This is a genomic window from Frankia sp. AgB32 (assembly GCF_023243045.1).
GTDB lineage: Bacteria > Actinomycetota > Actinomycetes > Frankiales > Frankiaceae > Frankia.
Genome location: NZ_JALKFX010000056.1, coordinates 1 through 22967 on the forward strand (window position 1 = coordinate 1; position 22967 = coordinate 22967).

Annotated in this window: 8 protein-coding genes; 5 read left to right on the forward strand and 3 right to left on the reverse strand. The window is 76.8% G+C overall.

Annotated features, from left to right (window positions below):
- Nucleotides 1-72 precede the first annotated feature (72 nt).
- The 4 genes from MXD60_RS17385 to MXD60_RS17400 all read left to right on the forward strand — a co-directional run bounded on the left by MXD60_RS17385 (nt 73) and on the right by MXD60_RS17400 (nt 19164).
- Entirely contained in the window at nt 73-10890 is a 10818-nt protein-coding gene (locus tag MXD60_RS17385) for a hypothetical protein (RefSeq protein WP_248820364.1), read from the forward strand.
- A 57-nt stretch (nt 10891-10947) separates the two neighbouring features.
- Nucleotides 10948-12144 carry a hypothetical protein gene (locus MXD60_RS17390; protein WP_248820365.1) on the forward strand — a complete coding sequence of 399 codons (1197 nt, stop codon included), beginning with the start codon at nt 10948-10950 and terminating at the stop codon, nt 12142-12144.
- A gap of 341 nt (nt 12145-12485) precedes the next feature.
- Nucleotides 12486-15305 (forward strand): hypothetical protein, encoded by a 2820-nt coding sequence (locus MXD60_RS28870; RefSeq protein ID WP_283098525.1) that lies wholly within the window; start codon nt 12486-12488, stop codon nt 15303-15305.
- Between the two features lie 97 nt (nt 15306-15402).
- Complete coding sequence (locus tag MXD60_RS17400) at nt 15403-19164, forward strand: AAA family ATPase (RefSeq protein WP_248820366.1); 3762 nt, start codon at nt 15403-15405, stop codon at nt 19162-19164.
- Nucleotides 19165-19180: 16 nt separating this feature from the next.
- Here the strand turns inward: MXD60_RS17400 and MXD60_RS17405 are convergent, their stop codons facing one another.
- Both MXD60_RS17405 and MXD60_RS17410 read right to left on the reverse strand, forming a co-directional pair.
- Complete coding sequence (locus tag MXD60_RS17405; RefSeq protein WP_248820367.1) at nt 19181-19762, reverse strand: sigma-70 family RNA polymerase sigma factor; 582 nt, start codon at nt 19760-19762, stop codon at nt 19181-19183.
- A gap of 95 nt (nt 19763-19857) precedes the next feature.
- Complete coding sequence (locus MXD60_RS17410; protein WP_248820368.1) at nt 19858-21357, reverse strand: Hsp70 family protein; 1500 nt, start codon at nt 21355-21357, stop codon at nt 19858-19860.
- 158 nt (nt 21358-21515) lie between these two features.
- Here MXD60_RS17410 and MXD60_RS17415 point away from each other — a divergent pair, with 158 nt between their 5' ends.
- Nucleotides 21516-22148, forward strand: coding sequence for an alpha-ketoglutarate-dependent dioxygenase AlkB (locus tag MXD60_RS17415; RefSeq protein WP_248820369.1), 633 nt, complete (start codon nt 21516-21518; stop codon nt 22146-22148).
- A gap of 50 nt (nt 22149-22198) precedes the next feature.
- Here the strand turns inward: MXD60_RS17415 and MXD60_RS17420 are convergent, their stop codons facing one another.
- Complete coding sequence (locus MXD60_RS17420; protein ID WP_248820370.1) at nt 22199-22879, reverse strand: NADPH-dependent FMN reductase; 681 nt, start codon at nt 22877-22879, stop codon at nt 22199-22201.
- Nucleotides 22880-22967: the final 88 nt, after the last annotated feature.

Genomic DNA, 22967 nt, shown 5'->3' on the forward strand with positions numbered 1-22967 from the left:
CGGCCCCGCCCGGGGGGGGGGGCCGGCCCGGGGCCCGCGCCCGAGGGCGGGCCGGCGCCCGCGGTGCCGCCGGTGGTCGAGCCGGCGCTGTTCCCGGAGCTGCACACCGGTCCGGTGCAACCCGTGACGACGAGTGTCGTGACCCTGCCCGCGCCGGAGCAGGCGCGGGTCGCGCCGGTGCTCGCCTCGCTCGCGACGGTTTTCGGCAATGGTCCGAGCACGACCGCCGACTGCATGGTGCGACTGGTGACCGCCGCCCAGGCCTGGTTCGAGTCCGTACCGGTGCGGCCCGGTGGCCGCCCGGGCCGGTGGGTCGACGACGCGACCGGGCCGGTGCAACAGCTCGCCGCGATGATCGACGGTTCCTGGCAGCGCATCCCGACCTGGCACGGCGTCCTCGACCAGGTGCGTGAGCTCGGCCCCGGCGCGGCGGCGTTCCTCGTCGCCGGTCCGCCGGACACGGCCCGCCACGGAGTGATGCTTCTCAACGTCGGGGACCGTCTGGTCTGGGTGGAGACCCAGCTCGACGGCGAGCGCCGGGTGCTGCCGCTGCACCGCCCGCCGCTGCGCCCGGTGGACCTGCGGGTCCTGGTCGCCGGCCCGGACGGCCGCGCGGTGCCGGCCGACCTCGGCGGGGGACGGTTCGCGTCCCTGCCGCCGGTGAGCACCGTGAGCGCCTCGACGTTCGCGGCGACGACCCGCGAGCCGGGCATGGCCGGGCCCGGACCCGCCGCCGTGCCCGATCCCGATCCCGATCCCGCCACGCGACCGCAGGCACCTGCCGTCGAGAACATCGCCCCCGTGGACGACGCTGTCGACCTCGGCGACGCCGCCCCGCTCGGCGGGGAGCCGCAGCCACTGGCCGACGACGACGGTCTGGTCCGGCTTGACCTCGATGTCGCCGACGGGACGCGGACCATCCGGCCGGGTGGGCTGACCGACGGCCAGCGGGCCGCGCTGGACCGCTTCGCCCACCGGATCGCCGACGAGGTGACCCGGCGCGAGCCGGACGGGCTGCCGGTCACGGTGCATCTGGAGGGCGGTGGCAACGGCCGCCCGTTCGACGCGTCGCTGTTCGGCGGTGCGTCGCGGGCGGACGTCAGCGGCCGGCAGCGCGCGGAGTCGACCGGTGAGGTGCTGGAGAACCAGCTGCGGCTGCACGGCGTACCGCCCGCGGCGGTCGCGATCGTCACTCACAGCCGGGGCGCCGGGGTCTCCCAGGCGCCTGCGGCGCTGACCTCGACCCGAGGTCCCGGGCAGGACAGCGCCGCCCGCCGTCAGGTTCTCGGCTGGGTCGAGCCGGGGCCACCGTCCGGTGGCGACGGCCCGGTGGTGGACCTGGACCACGCGTTCGGCGAGTCGCTGGGGCCGAAGGAGGTCAAGGCGCCCGAGCGGGACGCCGACGGCCAGCTACGGGCCAACCCGCTGCTGACGGCGCTCACCGACTTCTCGCCGAAGCACGTGGAGGGCGCCTCGAAGGACATGGTGTGGCAGTACGCCGTGACCGACGACGGCAGGATCTACCTCGGCAGCGAGGAACCGTTCACGGTCCACCCGGAGTCGGAGCTGCGCACGCTGCACGGGTTCGTCACCGCGATGCGCCTCGAACGGAACCAGCCGACGGAGTCGTTCGCGGACTTCCGCGCGTCGCTGGAGGACCTCGGCCATCCGACGATCGCCGTCGGCTTCGACGCGACGGGGGCGACGGTGGTGCGCCCGGCGCGGATGAGCGGCGAGCTGCGGTTCGGGCCGGACGGTGAGCTGGTCCTCAACGACAAGTCCGGCCGGTACATGAGCAAGAAGGTCCGCATCGAACCGGACCCGGCGGATGTGCGACGCTGGATCGACGAGGTCGCCCGGCAGATCTCCGATCGCCTCGGCCGTCCGGTGCGCGCCGAGGTCCTCAAACACGCCGCCCAGCCCGTCCCGCCGGCGGTGGATCCCGCGCTGGTCCCGGCGGTGAACGCCGGCCCGGTTCCGGCGGTGGACGGGGGGCTGCCGCTGTCCGAACCGCCGCCCTACGCCGCGGTGGAGGCCGTGGTCGAACCCCCGGCCGAGCCCCCCACGGCGCCGGCGGAGCGGACCTCGGCGCCGCGGGAGGCCGCGGCCCCCACCTGGGTGTCCCGGTTGACGCTGCCCGCGGACGTGCGGGCGCCGGCGGTGGAAACGGCGTGGACACCCGTGCACACCGCGCTGGGCGACCTGCGCACGGCCCGCGACGCGTTCGAGGCGGCCTTCCCGGCGGAGGAGCGGGACGGCGCGTCGACGCGGCCGTCCGCCGAACTCACCCCGGGTCAGCGCCAGGCGCTTGCCGATCTGACCACCGCCCGCGACGCCCTGGCCCGCGCCGTCGTCGGCCTGGAGAACCTGGGCCTGGACGTCGCCACCGTGCGCGCGGCCCATGAGTCGGGGCCACCGCCCGACCCGGCGCGCGACTTCGGCCCGGCGGTACGGCCCAAGCAGATCAAGGACGGGGAGCTCGACGCGGCGAAGCTGCTGCGGGTGAACCCGCTGTGGACGCGGCTGGCGGACTTCTCCCCGAAGCACGTCGAGGGCGCGTCGCCGGACATGCTGTGGCAGTACGCCGCGGGCGAGGACGGCACGATCTACCTGGGCAGCGAGGAACCGCTGACCGTCGTCCCCGCCGACCAGCTGCACGACCTGCACCGCGACATCACGGCCCGGCGCGGGGAGCTGGCAGGCGCGGCGGGCGCCGTCCAGACGTTCCTCGACGCGGAGAGCACCGCACCGGAGAGCACCGCACCGGAGGGCACCGCGGCCGGCACCGTGTCGCTCACCCCCGAACAGCTCGCGTCGGTGCGCGAGGTGCTCGGGGCGCGGCGGGTGGAATCGCCGCACGGCACGGCGGCCGCGTCGCTGGAGAGCCATCTCGACGGCATCGCCGGGCCGCCCGCGACCGTCGACGGCGGTGCGCCGGCGGGGAGGCCGGCCGCGGTGGAACTCGCCCCGGAGCGGGTCGAGGAGCTGCGCCAGGTCGTCGCCGGGCTGCGCGACGAGTTCGCCGGCGAGGCCGCCGAGCCGTACGACGCCTTCACCGCGGGCCTGACGATGCTGGGCCATCCCACGGTCGCGGTCGGCTTCGACGAGCACGGCCGCACGGTGGCGCCACGGGCGCGGGTCAGCGGTGAGCTGCGGTTCGGGCCGAACGGCGAGCTCGTCATCAACGACCAGTCCGGCCGGTACATGAGCAAGAAGGTCCGCGGCGAGCCGTCCGTCGAGGACCTGACCCGGTGGATCAACGAGGTGGCCCGGCAGCTGTCCGTGCGTCTCGGCCGGCCGGTGCGCACCGAACTGCTCAAACACGCCTCCGCCGCGGCGGCCGCGGCCCCGGTCCCCGTGGTGCCCACCCAGCAGGTTCCGCCGGCCCGGGGGGTACCCGCCCTCGAACAGGCGCCGTTGATCATGGCCGGAACGATGCCGCCGTCGGCGTGGGTGTCCCGGCTCGGCGTGACCGACCCGGCGACGGTCCACGCCGTCAGCACGGCGTGGACGCGGGTGCAGGAGGCCGAGCGGGACCTGCGTACCGCGCGGGCGACGCACACCGGCCTCTTTCCGCGCCCCGGCGCGGCCGGCGCGTCCACCTCCCGGGCCGCCGGGCCCGGCAAGCAGCCCCTCAGCGTGGCACAACAGCAGGCCGAGGCTGACCTGACGGCGGCCGGCGAGGCGCTGACCACAGCGGCGGCCGGCGTCGAAAGCCTCGGCTTCGGCGTCGACGAGGTACGCCGGGCCTACGACGAGGGCGGTCGGGAGTGGCGCGGCGGCGGCCGCGGCGGCCTGTTCGGCGCGGGACCGCCCCCTCTCCTCGACGATGTCGAGCTGCCCGCGGACGACGTCGGCCCTTCCGCGGCGGAGGCCGGGCTGCCCGTCGGGGATGTCGGGCTGCCCGCCGACGGTGCCGAGCCGTTCGCCGCCGATGATCAGCCGTCCGCCGACGATGCCGAGACCGCGGTCGAAGCGCCGTCCGGGCCGGTGCCCGCCACCGTGGCCGCGCCGGCTACCACTGCGACGTCCCCGACGCCGATCGACGACGGCATCGAGGCGCCGTTCCCCGCGGCGTCGCCCGCCTGGGGGGCCCGCACGGTCTCCCCGGACGGCACCGTCCGGCTGCGGGGGCCCGGTCAACGGGAGTGGTTCCTCACTGCCACCGGCGACATGTCCGGCGTCGACCGGGCCCGCGCCCCCCCCCTCGACCTGCCCCCCGGCGTCGACATCGGCGAGCTGGGAACGCCGGACCACCACGACAACCATGAACAGACCCCCGCCACCGAACCGACCGGCCCCGCGCCCTCGCGGGACACCCCGCCGCAGCGGACCGTCGCCGTCGCCCGCGACCGGCTGACCGGGCTGCCGCGGCCCGCCGGCGCCCGGCAGCTCCTCGACGTGGACGGAATCCCGCGGGAGTCCACCGCCGCGATTTCCGTGCCCGTGAACCCCCCGCCGCCGCCGGCACCGCCATCGCCGACGGACGAGATCACCCTTGCCCCGGCGCAACCCGTCGCCCCGGCCGTCCCGGACGTCGCGCCGCTGGACCCGCGGACCCTGCCCGAGGCCGAACGTGACCTGCCGCGCTGGGTCCGCCAGAACCTGACCGCTCGGCCCGGCCCCACCGCCCCGTCGACCGCCGAGACGTCGACTACCGCCCCGTCGACCGCCGAGACGTCGATCACCGACGAGCGGATCCTCGACGCCTACCACCAGCTGCGCGCCGACCCGCGCTACCGCTCCACGCTGACCCGAAGCCTGGCGGACATCGTGAGCGCCACCGTCCGCGGGCTCGAACCCGGCGGCCTGCGCGGCGGCTCCGGGCGGCCCACCGCCTCCGCGGAGAACATCCAGCAGTCCACCTCCGAACCCGCGGACGCCACCAGCGAACCCGAGCCCGAGCCCACCGCCGAGCCCGAGCCCACCGTCGAGCCCGAGTCCACCGTCGAGCCCGAGCCCGAGTCCACCGTCGAGCCCGAGTCCGCGGCTGATGTCGAGCCGCCGGCTGGGGCCGAGTCCTCCGCCGCCCCCGCGCGGGCGGCGTCCGGATCCGGGACCGTCACGCCGGGGCCGGCGCTACGAGCAGGCGGCCCCGGGGCGCGATCATGGTTCCTCACCCTGGTCGGCGGGCGGCCCGCCCGCTCCGCGAACTCCGCCGTCACCCCGGCGACAACGTCCGCGGCCGTCCCGCTCGGCGGCGCCACACCGACGACCGCCATCCGGATCGATGGCACGACGACCACGACCACCGCCGCGACGAGCACGGCGCCGCCGGACAACGCCGAGACCTCGACCGCCGCGGTCGTGCGCGAGGCGCCGGCGCCCGTCACGCTGCGGCGGGAACTCGCCGGCGGCGCGCGGCTCTCGGCCGTCCTGCCCCCATCCGGCCAGGACGGGCCCGGCGAGGGCGGCATCACCGACGCCCAGGGTCGGCCCGGGCTGCGCGGCGCCGTCTCGCTGCTGCCCGACGGCGGCGTCCGTGTCGAGGCGGCACCCGGCCTGTTCCAGGTCTACGACGGTGCCGGCGAGCCGCGGGCCTCCGGTCAGCCGGTCACCGGGCCGGCCGGACCCTGGGGCCAGCTGACCCTCGACCACGGCACGGGCGCCGCGGTCCTGAGCACACCCGACGGCCGGTCCGTGGACCTGCGGCACGAACCGCGCGACGGCGGCGGCCTGCGCCTTGTCGGCGCCCACGGCTACGAGGCCCAGGTCGGGCCGGACGGCACCCTGCGCACCGAGCGGCGCCCGCTCACCGAACCGCGCCCGCCCGCCTCGCCCGCGCCGGGCGGTCCCGGTCCCGCGACGGCAGCGACGGCGGCGCGGCCGGCTGGTCATGTCGAGATCGACTGGACCGCGGGCACCGCGCGCACGGTCGACCCGTCCGGCGCCCGCCAGGACTGGGCCGTCACCGCCACCGACGACGGCGGGTTCCACCTCGACAGCCCCGACGGGCGCCGCGAGTTCGCCGCCGACGGCAGCCTGCAGGTCCGGGAGGTGACGCTGCGCGGGGCGGACGGCCGCCCGCTCGGCGACACCCGGCTGCGCGTCGACGTCCGTCCCGGCGCGCCGACGCCGGCCGGGCTGCTCGCGAACGGCGTTCCGGACACCACCCGGTCGGTGGCCCCACACCCGGACGGCTACCGGGTCACCGACCCCGCCGTCCCGGGAGCCTTCCGCCTCCACAACGCCGCCGGGCAGCTTCTCGGCGAGCAGGTCCCGCTCTCGGCCAGCGGGCCGGCCGCGACCGGCCCGCGCCCGCTCGGCCGGGTCGCGATCGACTGGTCGGCGAACACGGCGAGCACCTTCGCCCCCGACGGCACCAGCCACGACTGGACGGTCGCGGCGACCACCGGCGGCGGCTTCCGGCTGACCGACGGGCCGCGGTGGCAGACCTTCGACGCCATCGGCGGCCTGATCTCCGAACGGCGCTCACTCACCCCGGCGAACACCGGCCATCCCAGCCCGGCGGCCCAGGCGCTGACCAGCATCGACATCGACTGGTCGGCGGGCACCGCGCGGATCGCGGGAACGCCGAACGACGCCGTGGTGAGCCCCCTGACCGGCGGCGGTTTCCGCGTCGACGGCCCCGGCGGTCGGTTCCAGGAGTTCGGCGGCGACGGCCGGCTGACCCGGGAGGGGATGGACCTGTCCCATCCGAGGCGCCCGGCGCCGCTGCGCGGCCTGGGCACGGTCGACATCGACTGGTCGACGGGGACCGCGGCGCTCACCGCCCCGCTGGCCGCCGTCCAGACCGTGGCGGTGCGCGGCGACGCCGGCGGCGGGTTCCGGCTCGGCGACGGCATCGCGCACCAGGTGTTCTCCGCCGCCGGCGAACTGCGCCAGCAGGTCCTCCAGCCCCGCGACCCGACCGGTGCGCCGGTGGCGGGCGAGACGATCGTCGTCGACCTGACCACCGGCCCGGCCGGCAGCTACCACCTGCACGTCGGCGGCCGGCCCGACCCGGGCCGCACCGTTGTGCCCGTCGGCGGCGGCTACGAGGTGCGCGACACCGCGCCCGGCCGCCCGGGCGAGCGCCGCCGCTATGCCGAGGACGGCGCCCTGACCTGGCAGCACCTCCTCGTCACCGACCCGGCGCCGGCCGCCAGCGCGCGCCCGATCGGCCGCGCCTCAGGCCACATAGAGATCGACTGGTCCGCCCCCACCGCTACCCAGCCCCCCGCCCCCGCCCCGGCCCCGGCCGCCCCCACGCCCGCGCCGGCGGCGCCGGCCGCACCTCTGGTCACCTATGCCGTGACCCGGACGGCCACCGGCGACATCGCGCTGCGCGACCCCAGCGGCGACGGGCCGACCTTCGCCGCCGACGGCACGCTGCGCGCCGAGCGGATCCGGCTGAGCGACCCGCGCGACCCGAACGTGGCGCGGCGCGACCTCGGCCACGCCGACGTCGACTGGACGGCCCGGACGGCCACCACCACCGATCCGCTGGGCAACACCCGGACCTGGACCGTCCGCCCGACCACCAACGGCGGCTTCCGGCTCGTCCAGGCCGCCACCGTGGAGGCGCGCGAACACGACGCCGGCGGCGCGCTGCTGGAGCGGCAGATCCCACTGCGCACCGCCGGGGGAGCGCTGCTCCCCGGCCACCATCTGAGCAGCGACCACCGCACGGGCGCCGCACCGACGATCACCGTGCGCGAACGCGGCGGCGCACTGGTGAGCATCACCGTGACCCGGACGGCCGCGGGGCTGCGCCTCACCGACGCCGGCGGCGGGCGCCACGACGGCGACTGGCGCGAGGTCGGCGACGACGGCCGCCTGCTGCGCGAGAAGATCACCTTCCTGGACGCCAAGGGCCGCCCCGACGGCACGCACCTGCTCGTCGACCTGACCGGCGCCGCCCCGACGTGGACCCGCAACAACGCGGGCGGCGCGCGCCTGACCGCCGCCGTCCGGCCCGGCGCGGGAGCCGGCGCCGCCCGGCCCGCGTACAACTCCGGTGGCGCGGTCACCACCTGGCAGGACGGCAGCCTGCGGCTCAACGGCGTCGACGGCACCCCGTTCCACGCCCGCGACCTGCTCGGTTCCGGCAACGTCCTGGAGGTGCAACGGGCCAGCGACGGCCAGCGCTACTGGCACGAGTGGGACGCCGGCGCCACCGGCCTGTACGGCGACCCGGTCGCCCGGGGGACGCGGACGTTCGGCGTCGAGTCCGACGGGGCGACCTGGTCGGACCACGCGCACGGCACGATCCGCGACGTCCTGGTCCGCGAGGGACGCACGGCCCTGAACAAGAGTCTGGTGCGCGGGGAGCGCCAGGAGGACGGGTCCTGGCGCTGGTACCGGTACAACCCCGACGGCCGGCTGATAGCGCAGGGCATCCGCACCCGCGACCTGCGCGCGCTGACCGACCTGACGCCGGCGGGCAACCCGGGGCCCGCGCCGTATGCCCAGCGGCAGTACCGGTCGGTGAACTCCTTCAAACACGCCCTGCACTACCGCGAGCACAGCCTCGTGCCCGACGGCACCGGCGGCCACCAGGTCGACCACACCTACCAGGAGATCTCCACCCAGGCGAAGGACGTCGGCCGCCTGGAACCGGTCACCGGCGGCCACACCCTGAAGATCACCCGTTGGGCGGAGCAGCGCCCGCCGCAGTTCCTCTGGCAGGACCCCGACGCCATCTCCAACGTCGCCTACCGGCAGATCGCCCGCTTCTTCGGCTCGAAATGGGGCCAGGTCGACTTCGCACGGTCCGGCGCGACCTTCGCCGACAGCCGCTACCAGGTCTACCGGTGGAAGGAGAAGGCCGGCCTGAACCATCGCACCGCCGCCAACGTGGCTCGCGGCGTGCGGGTGATGACACCTGACGGGTCGTTCGCCGACTTCACCCACGACGGTCACTTCGTCCGCGGCGAGATGAAGCTCGAAAACGGCAATACCGTCAGGATCGGCGCCGCGGTGGCCGGCGGCTGGCAGTCCCTCCAGGGCAACCTCCCCACCGCCGCCCCCCGGACGCTGACCTGGACGGAATCGGGCACCCCCCCGGCGCTCACCGGGGAACGGCACCTGCTCGGCGGCGGCCCCGCCTGGATCGACACCCTCCAGCCCGGCGGTCCGCTCACCCCGCGGATCGTCGTGCGTCACACCGACACCGACGGCAACGTCGTGTCCTACCTGGGCGCCAACCAGCCCCAGTACACCCCGACCGCCGCGACGCCCTTCACCCCCACCGGCACCGAGACGACGATCACCCGCAACACGATGGGCGAGATCGTCGCCCGCACCGACACCTTCCCCGCCCCCACCGGCCCCGCCCCCACCGGCCCCGCCGGCCCCGCCGGCCCCGCCACCGTCACGGGCACCGGCGCCCCCACCCGGGGCACGTCGTGGACCTGGACCGACGGGACGAACACCGGCACCCGCGTCAGCAGCCGCAACCACCAGTGGACCGGCAGCTGGGACGACTCCTACCGCGACTACCAGAACGTCGGCGGCGTGCGGACCCGCATCCGCGACGTGCGTTCCCTGAAGAAGGGCAGCGGCCTGTTCGCCTGGCGCGATCCCGCGACCGGCACCTGGCAGTCGGAGCTGCGCAAGGCCGACGGCGTCCCGACCGGCGGGCAGGCCCAGCGCGAGTGGCGCTCCGCCGACGGCCGGACCTGGCAGCCCGACATCCCCACGGGCACCGCGATGACCGACTGGCGCGACCTCGACGCGGCCGGCCACATCCTGCGCGAACAGGCCGGCGGCCGGGTCCGCGAGTACACCACCCCCCGGCCGACCCACCGGCCCGGCGGCTATGGCAGCTGGCGGGAGTACGACCAGGGCGACGTGTTCCGCGAGCGCACCGAGACCGCGCCCGGCTCCGGGGTCTTCCGGGAGACCGAGAAGTTCCACAAGCAGTGGCGGGAGACCGACACGAACGGTCGGCTGCTGCGCTACCGCACCCTGTCCGGCAACGTCTGGGAACGCGGCCCGCTCGGGCGCCTGCGGCTGCTGCCCGGCACCCCGAGGACACTCGTCGGCCGCGAGTTCGAATACCGCGGCACGCTCAACCAGTTCCGCGGCTACGACCGGATGTGGCGGGAGTCGAACCGGCTGCAGTACACGGCGACCGACGGCCTCGCCGGCACGTTCGTCTCCCGCTCCCGCGTCGTCTTCCAGAAGGCCGCCATCGAGTACGGCATCGAGTTCGGCATCGACTCCGTGGCCCGCCTGCTCGCGACCACCGGCGTCAACCGCGCCCAGGTGGCGGGCCTGGACTTTGCCCGCGTCTTCACCGCCGCCGCGATCACCGCGCTGGTCAAGACCGCCAACAGCGTGCTGCACGACGTCCAGGGCACGCCGCTGAAGTCCTGGAAGGACGGCCTGGCCAACGTCGACGGCGGCAAGCACTACACCCGCAACCCCTACAACCACGACAAGCACTGGGACAACGAGTGGGCCGGCCCGGAGAACCCGCCCCGCTGGCGCGGCACGGTCTACGACTACGTCCAGGGCACGCTGATGATCGGCATGCTGGCCTCGTTCGTCGCGACCTCCTCCACCTCGGCGATCTACGGCATCCCCAAGGACTTCATCCCACTGCGCGGCCGGGACGCCGCGACCGCCGGCGGGGTGGCGCTCGCCGGCAGCCTCGTCTCCGGCCTCGTCCTGGGCCTGGTCCGCACACTCGCCATCTACCTGAGCTCCGGCCGTTTCTTCCACCGCGCCGGAACGGCCGACCTCGGGCTCACCTTCGCCATCCGGGTCGCCGAACGATCTCTGGCCCTGCTGATGCTGCGCGCCGCCGGCCTGCGCCCCGCCACCCCGCCCAGCCTCTCCGGCGGCGGCCAGTCGGCGGGGGGCGCGCGGCGGGCGGGCGGACGACGCGCGTCGAACGCCGCCGGAGGTGAACTCCGCCGGCCGTCCGGCGCGTGCACCTGACAGAGCGGGCCGCGTGCGGCGCCGGCCGTCGTGCCCGCCAGGTGGAGGGAGAACGCGATGGTCGACGTTCCCGACGCGGACGCGGATGACGCCTGGGCGCCGCGCTGGCACCAGTTGCTGCTCAGCCTCGCCGGGCGGCTGCCCGACGATCTGGTCAGCGAAGCCCGGGCGTGGCTCGCCGCCGGGCTGCGCCTCGACGTCGCGCAGGCGATCGCCTTTGCCGTCACCGCCGGGAACGTCAGCGTCGGCGCCGCCGAGCTGCTGCTGGTCCGCGCCGAACTGGCCACCGCGGGTCACGACACCGACATCGCCGCCGCGCTCGACGCCCTGGCACCGGACGCCCCGGAGTCGGGCGCCCCGGAGCCGGCCGTCGACGCCGGGCCGCTGGCCTGGGAGTTCCACTCCACCGAACCCGCCGCCGGCGCGACCGGCACCGTGCTGCCGCTGGACCTGACCGGCCGCGCGGCAGCCGCCGCCGTCCCCGACCCGCCGGCCGCGGACCCGGACGCGGCGATGGTAGCCGCCGTCGAGAGTGAGCTGACCGTGGTGGGCCTGTGGCGTGCGTGGCGACTGCCGGCGGGCGGCGCGCCCTGGCCGGCGCCGAAACGGGTCTATGTCGTCACGGTCGACCGCGACACCTCCGGCTACCGGCCGGACGTGTGGCCGCTGGCCGTCGCCGACCGGCTGGGCGCCGCGCTGGAGACCGCCGGCGAACCCAGCCCGCAGGTTGAGGTGTGCCTCGCCGGGCGCGAACCGCCGCCCTACCAGGTGCTCGCCCGCTCCTGCGGCGCCCTGCTGTGGGCCCGCCAGCCGGCCACCCGGGTGACGATCGCCCGCGTCTTCGACGAGGTCGACCCGGTCGCGGGCCCACGGTTCGCCGCCGCCCGCCCGCGGCTGGCCGACCCGGCGGCCCGCGCCGACCTGCTGGCCCGACTCGAGGCCGGCACGCCTGTCCTCGGCACGTCCAGCCGGATGGTCGACGTCGTCGACCCCGCCCGCGGCGAGGTCGTGCCGATGACGTTTCGCACCGACGGCCACTGGATCTGGACGGACACCTGCGCCTACTACCTCGACCAGCACGGCGTGCTGCCAGATCCGGACCTGGTGCGCCACCTCGCGTTCGGCCCGGCCGGCCTGCTCGCCGACGAGGTGGCCCAGCACCGGGTCCTCGCCCACCTGCTGGGCCAGCACACCGAGGAGCCGGTGTGGGTCGTCCCGCAGATGGGCGCACCGCTCGACGCGGACCGCCCATGACCCTCGTCCTCCCCGCGACCGTGTACGCCGCAGCCCCCGCCTCCGCCGAACCACCCCCCGCCGAACCACCCCCCGCAGTCGGCCCCGCCGGCGCTTCCGACCCGGGGTGCTCCGCGGCCTTCGCCGCGCCGCCCCCCGTCCGCGCACCCGGTGTTCGCGAGGCCGCCAGCCCAGGGCAGCGCGGACCATGGGCGTGGTGCGCGGCGGTGCGCGGGCAGCCTGACGGCCGGCCGGTTCCGGGGCCGGGCGGGCGCCCGGCGCCGACGGGTCAGGCACCTCAACCGCCGCGTCGGCGGGCGATGCCGATCCGGCGACGGCCCCCGGGCAGGCCTGACGCGATCGTGCGCCGGTTGCTCGCCGAGGGCACGACGAGTGCCGCCGGACTGTTCCTCATCGAACCCTGGACCGATCCCGCGCGGCTCGCGGCGGCCCCGCCCGGACTGTTCGCGGTGCACCTCGGCGTCGGCCCCGCCGGCTTCCAGGCCGGTGGTCGCCCCGTCCCACCGACGTCGCTGGCCCGCCTGATCCGGGCCTGTCCCGGCTGGCAGCGCCGCCCCCTGCTGGTCCTGCCCCGCCACCAGCCGCCCGCCGGCCGCCTCGCCCAGCTCGCCACCGCGCTCGCCGCCGACCTGCGCGTACCCGTGTACGCGGCGGACGCCGGCGTGTGGCTGCTGCCCGGTGTCGCGTTCACCGCCGGCACGTTCCACCGCTGGTCGATGCCGCAGGCCACCAGCGAATCCGCCGTCGCGACGGACGTCGGCCCCTGGCTGCCCCGCCCCCAACCCGCCCGGCGCCCCCCATCGGCCCGCCGCCGACACGAGACCCCCCGGTCCGACTCCGTCCGTCCGCACCGGCCGCCGCCGCGGCCTGCGGCTTCGCCCCGCCGCTCGCCGGATCCTGTCGTGCCGGCGGACCACGTGCCGGCCACTCCTCGACCGGCCAGCGCGGAGCCGGGCTCGAACGAACCCGCCCCGCATCCCGTGCCCGCCCCACACCCCGTGCACGAGCCCGCGCCACACCGCGCGGACGCGCCCCCGCCCGGCCCGCCTCGCCTGGACGAACGCCAGCCGGACGGGCCCGCACCGGATCCGCCTCCGTGGGAGGAGCCCGCCGACGCCGGGTGCGCCGTCACGGCGGTCCTGGTGCCACTGGGTCCGTTGCCGGCACCGGTCGATCACGACTCGCTGCCGCCGGTGCTGCGCCGGGGCCTGCCCTCAGCCCCCCGGTGGGCGCCGCCTCCGGGCATGTCCAGGTTCGCCCTGCCCCCGGGCTCGACCGTCGTCTACGGTGTCCCCGACGACAACGTGGACGACGTCGAGGACGAGGACGCAGGGGACACCGCGGATGCCGGGCCGGGCGCGGGCGGGCGTCGGCGTTTCGGCGCGGCGACGTGGCTGCGGCGAGGTCGGCGGGCTCGCCCGGCCCGCCGGTCCCGACACCGCGCCGACGCCGATGCTGCCGACGTCGACCCCGCCCGGACCGACCCCGCCCGGACCGACCCCGCCCGGACCGACCCCGCCGGCCGACGGCCCCGGGCGCCGGCCGCGCCCGAGGCGGCGGCGATGCCCGCGGAGCTGGCCGCGATGTTCGAGGCGTCCGGCCCCGGATCCGACGGGACCGCGCCGACATCCGGCGACACCGGCGACCTGTCGCCGCCGCGTCCGGCGGGTTGGCCGCCGGCACCGACGTGGCCCGCACCGTCCGGGCCAGCGCGCGTGGCGACGGACGTCGTCCTGCCTGGCGCCGCCGTCCCGGACGGACCCCGCATCCCGGACGGACCCGCCATCCCGTACGGACCCGCCATCCCGCACGGACCCGGCGGCCCTGGCGGACCCGGTGGCGGTGCGCCGCGACCGGTCGCGCCGGAACCCGCCGGCGTGCCGGTGCTGCGGCACCCGCCGCCGGAGCGGTGTGCCACGCCCGTTCCCGTCGTCTCCGCGAGCTGGACCGCTCCCGGAGAGGTCCCCGTCGCGGTCCCGGTGACTCCCCGGGACCGGCCTGCGCTCCGGTTCGGGGACGCGTCCCTCCACCGAGACGTCCCTCCCGCCGCTGCCCCCGCCCGGCGTGCCGAGCGCCGCGGCGGCCATGCCGGCGGCATCGGGGGCGCCGCGGCGCACCTGCCGCCGTCCGCGGCCCGGCCGTGGTGGGCGGTGCGGCCGGGGGCGTTGCCGGACGATCGCGACCGGTTGCGGCGACTACTCGGGTGGCGCTACGAAAGCCACGCCCGCGCGGTGCTCTCGGCCCTCGCGCTGCATCCTGGTCTGCGGTCGGCCGCCGGTGGGCCGGACGTCGTCGCCGACCTGGTCTGCGTTCGTGCCTACCTGGCCGCCCGCGTCCGGCCCGCCGACCGGATCGGCTCCGGTCGAGACGGCTCCGGTCGGGAGCGGGACAACCGGGACGCCGGCGGATCCGATGGTCCTGGGGCAGCCGAGCGGCTGGTGGACGCGGTGCTGCGCGGCGACGGACCCGGGCCGGCGGAAGCCGCGCTGATCGCCCGCCGCACCTGCGCGGGCCTGGGCCGACTGCCCGCGGTCGTCGGCCCGGTGTTTCACGACGCCGCTGTCGACCCGGCCGTCATCGGCCGGTACCGCAGCGGGGATCTGGTCGTCGAACCCGGTTTCCTGACGGCGTCGACACAGCCACGGCCGCTGTCCGCGGCGCCGGTGCGGTACGTCATCTGGTCGTCCACGGCGCGGCGGACCGGCCTGCTCATCCCCGATCTCGCCAGCCGCGGTGAGGGCCCGCCCGACGTCCTGCTCGCCGCCGGCACCAGGTTCGTCGTCCTCGCCGTCGACCCCGCGACCAGCCCGCCGGACGTCGCCGGCGCGGACACCGGCGCGCGGGATGTGGACGGGCCCGGGCGGGCGAGTGCCCACCCGGCCCTGGTGCTGCTGCGCGAGGTCGTCGCCGGCCGGACCGACCAGGCGCTGGACGAGCGCGCGCTGCCGCGCCTGCGCGGCGCTCTCGCCGCCCGCCCGTCCCGCACCGGCACGCCCGGACCGACCGGCACGCCGGGACGCGGCCCGGGACACCCGGACCAGGGGGAACCTGGCTGGCCGCTGCCGCGCACGGCCATCGGGTTCGGCGGTGACGGCCGGCCCTTCGACCCGGACGGCGCCCGTCCCGCCCCCGACGCCGAACCAGGCCCCACGACGTGTTGAACCCCCCGATGTGGCCAGCGGGCCGAGGTGGCCAGCGGGCCGAGGTGGTCAGCGGCCACCGAGCCATCACCAGGGCACGACCAGGGAGACAACGGCGATGAGCGCATCCGTCCTGTCCGTGTCCGCCACGGACGCCGACTGCCTCACCGGGATCGGCCGGGCGCTCGTCGCTGCTGCGCCCGGGGACACCGTCGCCGTCCGCCCGGGGCGTTATCGCGAGTCGCTGGTGTTCACCCGCGACGTGGTCCTCGTCGCCGAGGAGGGGCCCGGCAGCGTGGTGGTCGCGGCCCCGCCGGGGGCGGCGATGCTGGTCGCGGGCGGCCAGGTGTGGCTGCGGGACCTGGTCCTGCACGGCGGTGACGACGAGCTTCCTCTGCTACAGGTGGCCGGCGGCGAGCTGTGGCTGGACGGCTGCGAGCTGCGTGCCGGGGGAGCCGCCGCGGTGCACCTGCGCGGCGGATCGACGACGGTGCGCGGCGGGCGGATCGTGAACACCGCGGGCGCCGGGGTCGTCGTCGACGCCGGGCACGGCGAGTTCACCGACGTGGAGATCGAAGCCAGCGGCGGCCCCGGACTGGTTCTGGCGGGCGCGGTGGCGCCGGTGCTGCGTGGCTGCGGGATCCGCGGCGTCGACGGGATCGGGGTGCTGGCCGCGGGAAGCGGATCGCCGTTGCTGGAAGGCTGCCGGATCGGGCCGGTCGGCGGCGTCGGCATCCTCGCCCAGCAGGAAAGCCGGCTGCGCCTGGTCGGCACGGAGATCCGCGGTGGCCAGGCAGGGCTGCTCACCGCCGACGCGGCGGCGCCGACGGCGGACCGCTGTCTGCTGCGGGAGGCCTCCGGCCACGGCATCATCACCCGCGACCGGTCCACGCCGCGGCTCACCGGCTGCGTCGTGGAGGCGCCCGGCGGCCACGGGCTGCACGCGGCGGGCCGCTCCGCACCCGCGCTGGAACGGTGCGAGATCCGTGGCAGCGGCGCGGCGGGGATCGTCGCCGACGAGCACGCCCGCCCACAGGTACGTGGCGGCGGCGTCCTCGGCTGCGGCGACGTCGGCGTGCTGCTCGTCGGGGAGTCGGCGGCGAGCCTCGACGACGTGCGGGTGCGGGCCAGCCCGATCGGCGTGGCGATCGAGGGTGCCGCGGCGCCGCAGCTCGCCGGCGTGAACGTCGACGACGTCAGCTACGGGGGGCACGCCACCGGGGGGGCCGGCCGGATCCCCGGCGGTGGGGTGCACGGCGCCCGGCGGGCGGGGATCCGGCTGGCGGGGGAGGCCACCACGGCGCTCGACAACGTCCGGATCAGCGCCGGCCGGATCGGCATCGAGATCGTCGGCCAGGCCGCCCCCGATCTGCGGGCCGTCGAGGTCGACGGCGCCCGCGACGTCGGCGTGCTCGTCCGCGACCGGGCCCGTCCGCGCCTCGCCGGCATCCGCGCGCACGGCACGGACGGCCCCGGCATCGTGCTCGCCGCCGGCGTCCGCGCGCACATCACCGACGTGGAGGTCGTCGGCAACCACGGCGCCGGGGTCGTCGTCGAGACGGCCGAGGAGGTCACGATCACCGGCGGGATCGTGCGCGGCAACGGCGGCGACGCGGTGCGGCTGGGCGCGGCGACGAACCGGCTGCGGATGACCGGCGTCGACACCGGCCACAACAACCTCCCGCTCGACGCGGACCCCGCCCCGGCCTCGCGGGACCGCACCCTGGCCGGCGTCACCCGCGCGGACCGGACCAGCGCCGAAGCGGGGGGCAGTACCGACCTCGGCGGTGCCAGCCCGCGCAGCGCGATCGTGGGAACCGCCGTCCCGTACGACACCTTCCCGCACGACACCGCTCCGCACGGTGCATTCCCGCACGGTGCTTTCCAGGACCGTGCCTTCACGGACCGTGCTTTCCGGGATGGTGCCGTCGCGAACGGTGGCGTCCCGGACGGTGCCGCTGCGGCCGGCGCGACGCCGAGGCCGGGCGACACGCGCGGCGGCCAGGTCGTGCCCGGCCCCGCCGCGGCTGGCCGCGGCGGGTCCGCGGGGGGCGCCGGTACGGCCGCGTCCGAACCGCAGCCCGGCGTGTCCGCCTGGCCCGCCTCCGACCGCCGGCCCGAGCAGGACCGCCGGGAGTCGGCGGCAGCACCGCCCGTGCAACCGGAACACGCCCCCGCCGACCCGGCCGGGCCGAACCCACCGGCGCCCGCGGACCCCGCGGCCCCGGACGCGGTGGCCAGGCTGCTCGCCGAACTCGACGCGCTCGTCGGGTTGGAACCGGTGAAACGGGAGGTCGCCACCCTCGTCGGCCTGCACCAGGTCGCCCGGCGGCGCCGCCAGGCCCGCCTGGCCGTCCCGCCGATGTCACGCCACCTGGTCTTCGCCGGCCCGCCGGGCACCGGCAAGACGACGGTCGCGCGACTGTTCGGCCAGATCCTCGCCGCGCTCGGCGTGCTCACCGGCGGGAAGATCGTCGAGGTGGCGCGCGCCGACCTCGTCGCCGAACACGTGGGCGGCACCGCGGTGAAGACGACCGCCCGGTTCGAGGAGGCCCTCGGCGGCGTGCTGTTCATCGACGAGGCGTACACGCTCACCCCGGAGGGATCACACGACTTCGGCCGCGAGGCCATCGACACGCTGGTCAAGCTGATGGAGGACCACCGCGACGACGTCGTGGTCGTCGTCGCCGGCTACTCGGCGCAGATGCGCGCGTTCCTGTCCGCGAACCCGGGGCTGGCGTCCCGGTTCTCGAGGACCATCGAGTTCGACAGCTACTCCAGCGCCGAACTCGTCACGATCGTGGAGCGGCTCTGCCGCAGCCATCGCTACGCGTTGGAGTACGAGACCCAGCAGGCCCTGCTGCACCACTTCGAGAAGGTGCCCCGCACCGAGACCTTCGGCAACGCCCGGGTGGCCCGGCAGGTGTTCGAGGAGATGCTCGGCCGCCAGGCGTACCGGCTGGCCGCCACCCCCGACGTCCCCGAACTCGAACTGGCCCGGCTGCTGCCCGAGGACATCGGCGCGGCCGAGACCGGCGCCCGGGGCGCCGGGGAGCAGAACGTCGGCGTCGACGCGCTGCTGCGCCAGCTCGAGGAGATGATCGGCCTGGCCGAGGTGAAACGGGAGGTCTGCGACCTCGTCGACCTCATCGCGTCGACGAGGGCCAGGCTGCTGGCCGGCCTGCCCGCGCCGTCCCTGGCCCGCCACCTCGTCTTCGCCGGGCCGCCCGGCACCGGCAAGACGTCGGTGGCCCGCCTGTACGGGCAGCTGCTCGGCGCACTCGGTGTGCTGCGGTCCGGACAGCTCGTCGAGGTCGCCCGCGCCGACCTCGTCGGCCAGTACGTCGGGCACACCGCGGCGCGCACCACCGAGGTGTTCGAGCAGGCCCGCGGCGGGGTGCTGTTCATCGACGAGGCCTACACCCTCACCGCGCACGGCGAGGGCAACGACTTCGGCCGGGAAGCCATCGACACGCTGGTGAAGCTGATGGAGGACCACCGCGACGACGTCGTGGTCATCGCCGCCGGCTACACCGCCGACATGGCCCGGTTCCTGGCCGCCAACGCCGGTCTCGCCTCCCGGTTCAGCCACCAGATCACCTTCGCCTCCTACAGCCCCGACGAACTCGTGGCGATCTTCGAGTGGCTCGCCCGGTCGTCCGGCTACGAGCCGCACCTCGGCGCGCTGGAACTGCTCGCCCGCCACTTCGCCGCCGTGGACCGCGGCGAGACGTTCGGCAACGGCCGCTACGCCCGCCAGATGCTCGACCGGGTGATCGTGCGCCAGGCCGGCCGGCTGCGCTCGATCCCCGCCCCGACCACCGCCGACCTGCAGCAGCTTCTCCCCGGCGACGTCACCGCCGCGCTCACGCCCCGCTGAGCGCGGCCACCGCCCGCTAACCGGCGCGGCGCAGCTCGGCGCACTCGGCCTGCCGGCGCAGCGAGCGCAGCGCGTAGTGGACGCGGCTCTTGACCGTCCCCTCGGGGACACCGAGCACCGCCGCCGCCTGCGCGCAGGTCAGATCGCGCAGATAGATCTCCGTGACGGCGGTGCGGTGCTCCAGCCAGATCCGGCCGAGCAGCCCCTGCACGGCCGTGGACATCGCCACCCCCTCGGCGTGGTCCGGAGTGGTCGCGACGTCGGTGTGCTCTGCGGCGAGCTCCAGCTCCGCCGGCCGGGAACGACGGGCGCGGTGCCCGTCGACGGCGAGGTTGTGCGCGACCCGGCGCAGCCAGCCGTGCACGGAGCCCTGCTCCGGGGTGAGCCGGTCGAGGTGGTGCCAGGCCCGCAGCAGCGTCTCCTGGACGACGTCCTCGGCCCGGCCGCGGTCACCGCCGGTGAGCCGGGTGGTGTAGGCGAGCAGGCCGGCGCGGTGCACGCGGACCAGTTCGGTGAAGGCGGCGTCGTCGGTCCGTCGCGGCGGGGCCGGCGGGCGCGGTGCACGGGTCGGGGCGGCGTCGATGGGGGCGTACGTCATATGTCGACCGTCGCCGTCGCGCGGGGGGTGCCGCCACGGAGCGTGCCCCCGACCCGGGTGGGCCCCCCCTCGACTCCGGGAGGGCTGTCCCTACCTCACCACCGGACCCCGGAGCCCGCACCGCCCGCCGCCGGCACCGCCGCCAGGTTCGGCGACGGCCACGGCGGCGCGGCGGCGTCCGACCGGTGCGCGTAGCCGTACAGGCCGCCGGCGAGCGCGGCGAGCAGCAGCCCGAGGACCGCCGCCGCCGTCACCAGGAGCACCGGATGGCGCCGCCAGGCCCGCCGGGCCGCGCCCGGGAGCCCGTCGGTGGCCTCGGGGCGGTCGGGACGCGGGGCGGGCACCGCGGCGGTCGGCCCCGTCGGGACGCCGCCGGTGGCCGACCCGGCTCGGCCCGGGTCGCCGGCGGCCACCCGGCCGCCGCCCGGGGCTCGCACGGCGGGGGTGGGCCCGGCCAGGCAGGCGGCGAGACGGGCGGCGCCCAGGGCCACCACGTGCTTGGGATGGGTGTCGACGAGCGTCGGGCGCCCGAACGCGGCCTGCACACTCCGGGCCACCAGCGGAATGCGCGACGAACCACCGGCCAGCAGCACCGCCCGCAGATCGGCCGGGGCGACCTCGGCGGAGCGCAGCGCCCGGCGCAGCGCCTCCACGGTGGTGTCGATCGCCGGCCGGACCATGTCCTCGAACTGGGCGCGGGTCAGGCGCACCGCGTGCCGCGCGGTCGGGAGGAACACCGGGATCGACGTCTCCTCGTCGAACGACAGCGCCTCCTTTGCCAGCACGACATCCTGCCGCAGCCGGGCGAGTCCCACCGCCGCCTCCCCGTCGGCGGGGTCGAGCGCGCTCAGAGCGCCGTCGAGTTCCTGGTCGACGTGGTGCAGCACAGCCTCGTCGAAGTCGAGGCCGCCGAGCCACTCGACCCCCTCCGGCATCCCGAGGATCCGGGCCTGGCCGCCCTCGGCGCGCAGCACCGCCGTGTCGAACGTGCCGCCGCCGAGGTCGTACACGGCGACGACGTCACCGTCGGCGAGCGGGCGGGCGGCCGTGTAGTGGGTCACCGCGGCCTCCGGCTCGGTGACCAGGCCGACCGGGCCGATGCCGGCGAGGCGGGGCACCGCGTCGAACTGCTCCATCCGGTACGGCCCCCAGACCGCCGGCCGGGTCAGCACCACCCCGGCCGGCGGCGTCCCGCGCACCGCGGTCACCACCCGCACGGCGTCCGCCAGCGTCGCCGCGAGCAACGCCGCGGGGGAGTAGGGGGCGTCGCCGAGCACCAGCGGGGTGGGGTCACCCAGGCTGCGCTTGAAGCCCCGGGCGGCCCGGGTGGGCTCGGACACCGCCCGGCGGGACGCGGCCTCGCCGGTCAGCACCCGGCCGTCCCGGTCGGCGAAGGCGACTGTCGGGGTGACGACGCTCTGGTTGCCCCGGCTCACCATCTCGACGGGCGGCCGGCCGGCCCCGCCAGGGGGGCGGGCGGTGCCGGCCGCCTCGTCGGCTGCCGGCCAGGCGGAGGTGGAGGTGAGGTCGGCGGGCAGGCCGACGGCGACCGCGGTGAAGGTTGTCCCGAGATCGACTCCGAGGCCGTACGGCACCGCGCTCCCTCCCGGCGGGCCTACCCCGATGGGGGTGACCCGTCCGTCTGTGTGCCGTCAGTCTATGGCGGCGGCTCGGGCGTCTGGCCCGGCCGGCCTCGACGGACGGGCGCGCGCCGAGCGGCGTTGTTCGAACGCATGTTTGATAGGGTCGGGTGGTGGGAATCGCCCCCTTCCAGGCCTCGCTGCTCGACGCGGCCGCGGCGGTCGAGCTCGGGTCGCTCGGCGCGGCCGTGCGGCGCCAGCCGCTGTCGCCGGGGGCCTGGGTCGATGTGCGGCGGCGCTGGGTCGACGGGGCCGACGCGCTGTTCGAGCGGCTGCGCACCGAGGTGCCGTGGCGCGCCGAGCAGCGCCCGATGTACGACCGGGTGGTCGCCGTGCCGCGGCTGCTGGCCTGGTACGGCGAGGGCGCCCCGCTGCCGGATCCGGCGCTCGGCGCGGCGCGCCGTGCCCTCGACGAGCACTATGCGGCCGAGCTCGGCGAGCCGCTGGCCACCGCCGGGCTGTGCCTGTACCGCGACGGGCGGGACAGCGTCGCCTGGCATGGTGACCGGATCGGGCGCGGCGCGCGGGTCGACACGATGGTCGCGATCGTCGTGCTGGGCAGTCCGCGGCCGCTGCTGCTGCGCCCGCGCGGCGGTGGCCCGGCCGCCCGGTTCGACCTCGGTCACGGTGACCTGCTGGTCATGGGCGGGAGCTGCCAGCGCACCTGGGATCATGCCGTGCCGAAGACGGCCCGCCCGGGCGGGCCGCGGATCAGCGTGCAGTTCCGCCCGCGCGACGTCCGATGACCGCCCGTCGGCCCGGGCCCGGGCGCCCGGGCACCGGCGCGGGCGCCCGGTCAGGGCTGGTAGGGGCGCACCGCTCGGGCGTCGCGCAGCGCGAGTGCCCACCAGGTGAGCTGGCCGACCATGTGTCGGGCGGACGCGCCCGCCCGCGGATCGGTCGCCACCCCGCCGCCGACGAAGTCCGCCGGGCCGACCCCGTGCAGGCTCACCCCGTCGCGGATGCACACCGCGTGCTGCTCGGCGAACACGCCCCGCAGGTGTTCGACGGCGCGCAGGCCGCCGCCCTGACCGCCATAGGAGACGAATCCGACCGGCTTGGCGTACCACTCCTGCCGGTAGGAGTCGATGAGCTGCTTCAGCGCCGCCGGGTAGCTGTGGTTGTACTCCGGCGTCACGACGACGAAGCCGTCGGCGGCCGCCAGGCGGCGACCGATCGCGCGGTTCGCGTCCTCGGCCGCCGGGTCGCTCGGGCCGCCGGCGCCGGTGTCCAGCGCCGTGCCGGCGTGGTCGACGACGTCGAGGAGCACGTCGTCCTGGCCGGCCAGCTCCTCGGTGAACCATCTGGTCACGGTCGGACCAAGCCGGCCGGACCGGACGCTGCCGATCAGCACGGCGAGCGTGACCGTCTCGGCCGAGGCTGGCCGCCCGGCGTCGGGAGTCGGCGCCGCGGCTGTCTCGGTGCCGGTGGTCGAGGTCGTGGGCCGGGATGTCGTCGGCTGGGTCGTCGGCGTCAAGGCCGGGCTCCTTCGGGATGCGGGCGTCAAGGTCGGCCGCCGGGGGCGGGGGGCGCCCCCGGGGGGCCAGCCGGGGGGGGGGGGCCCC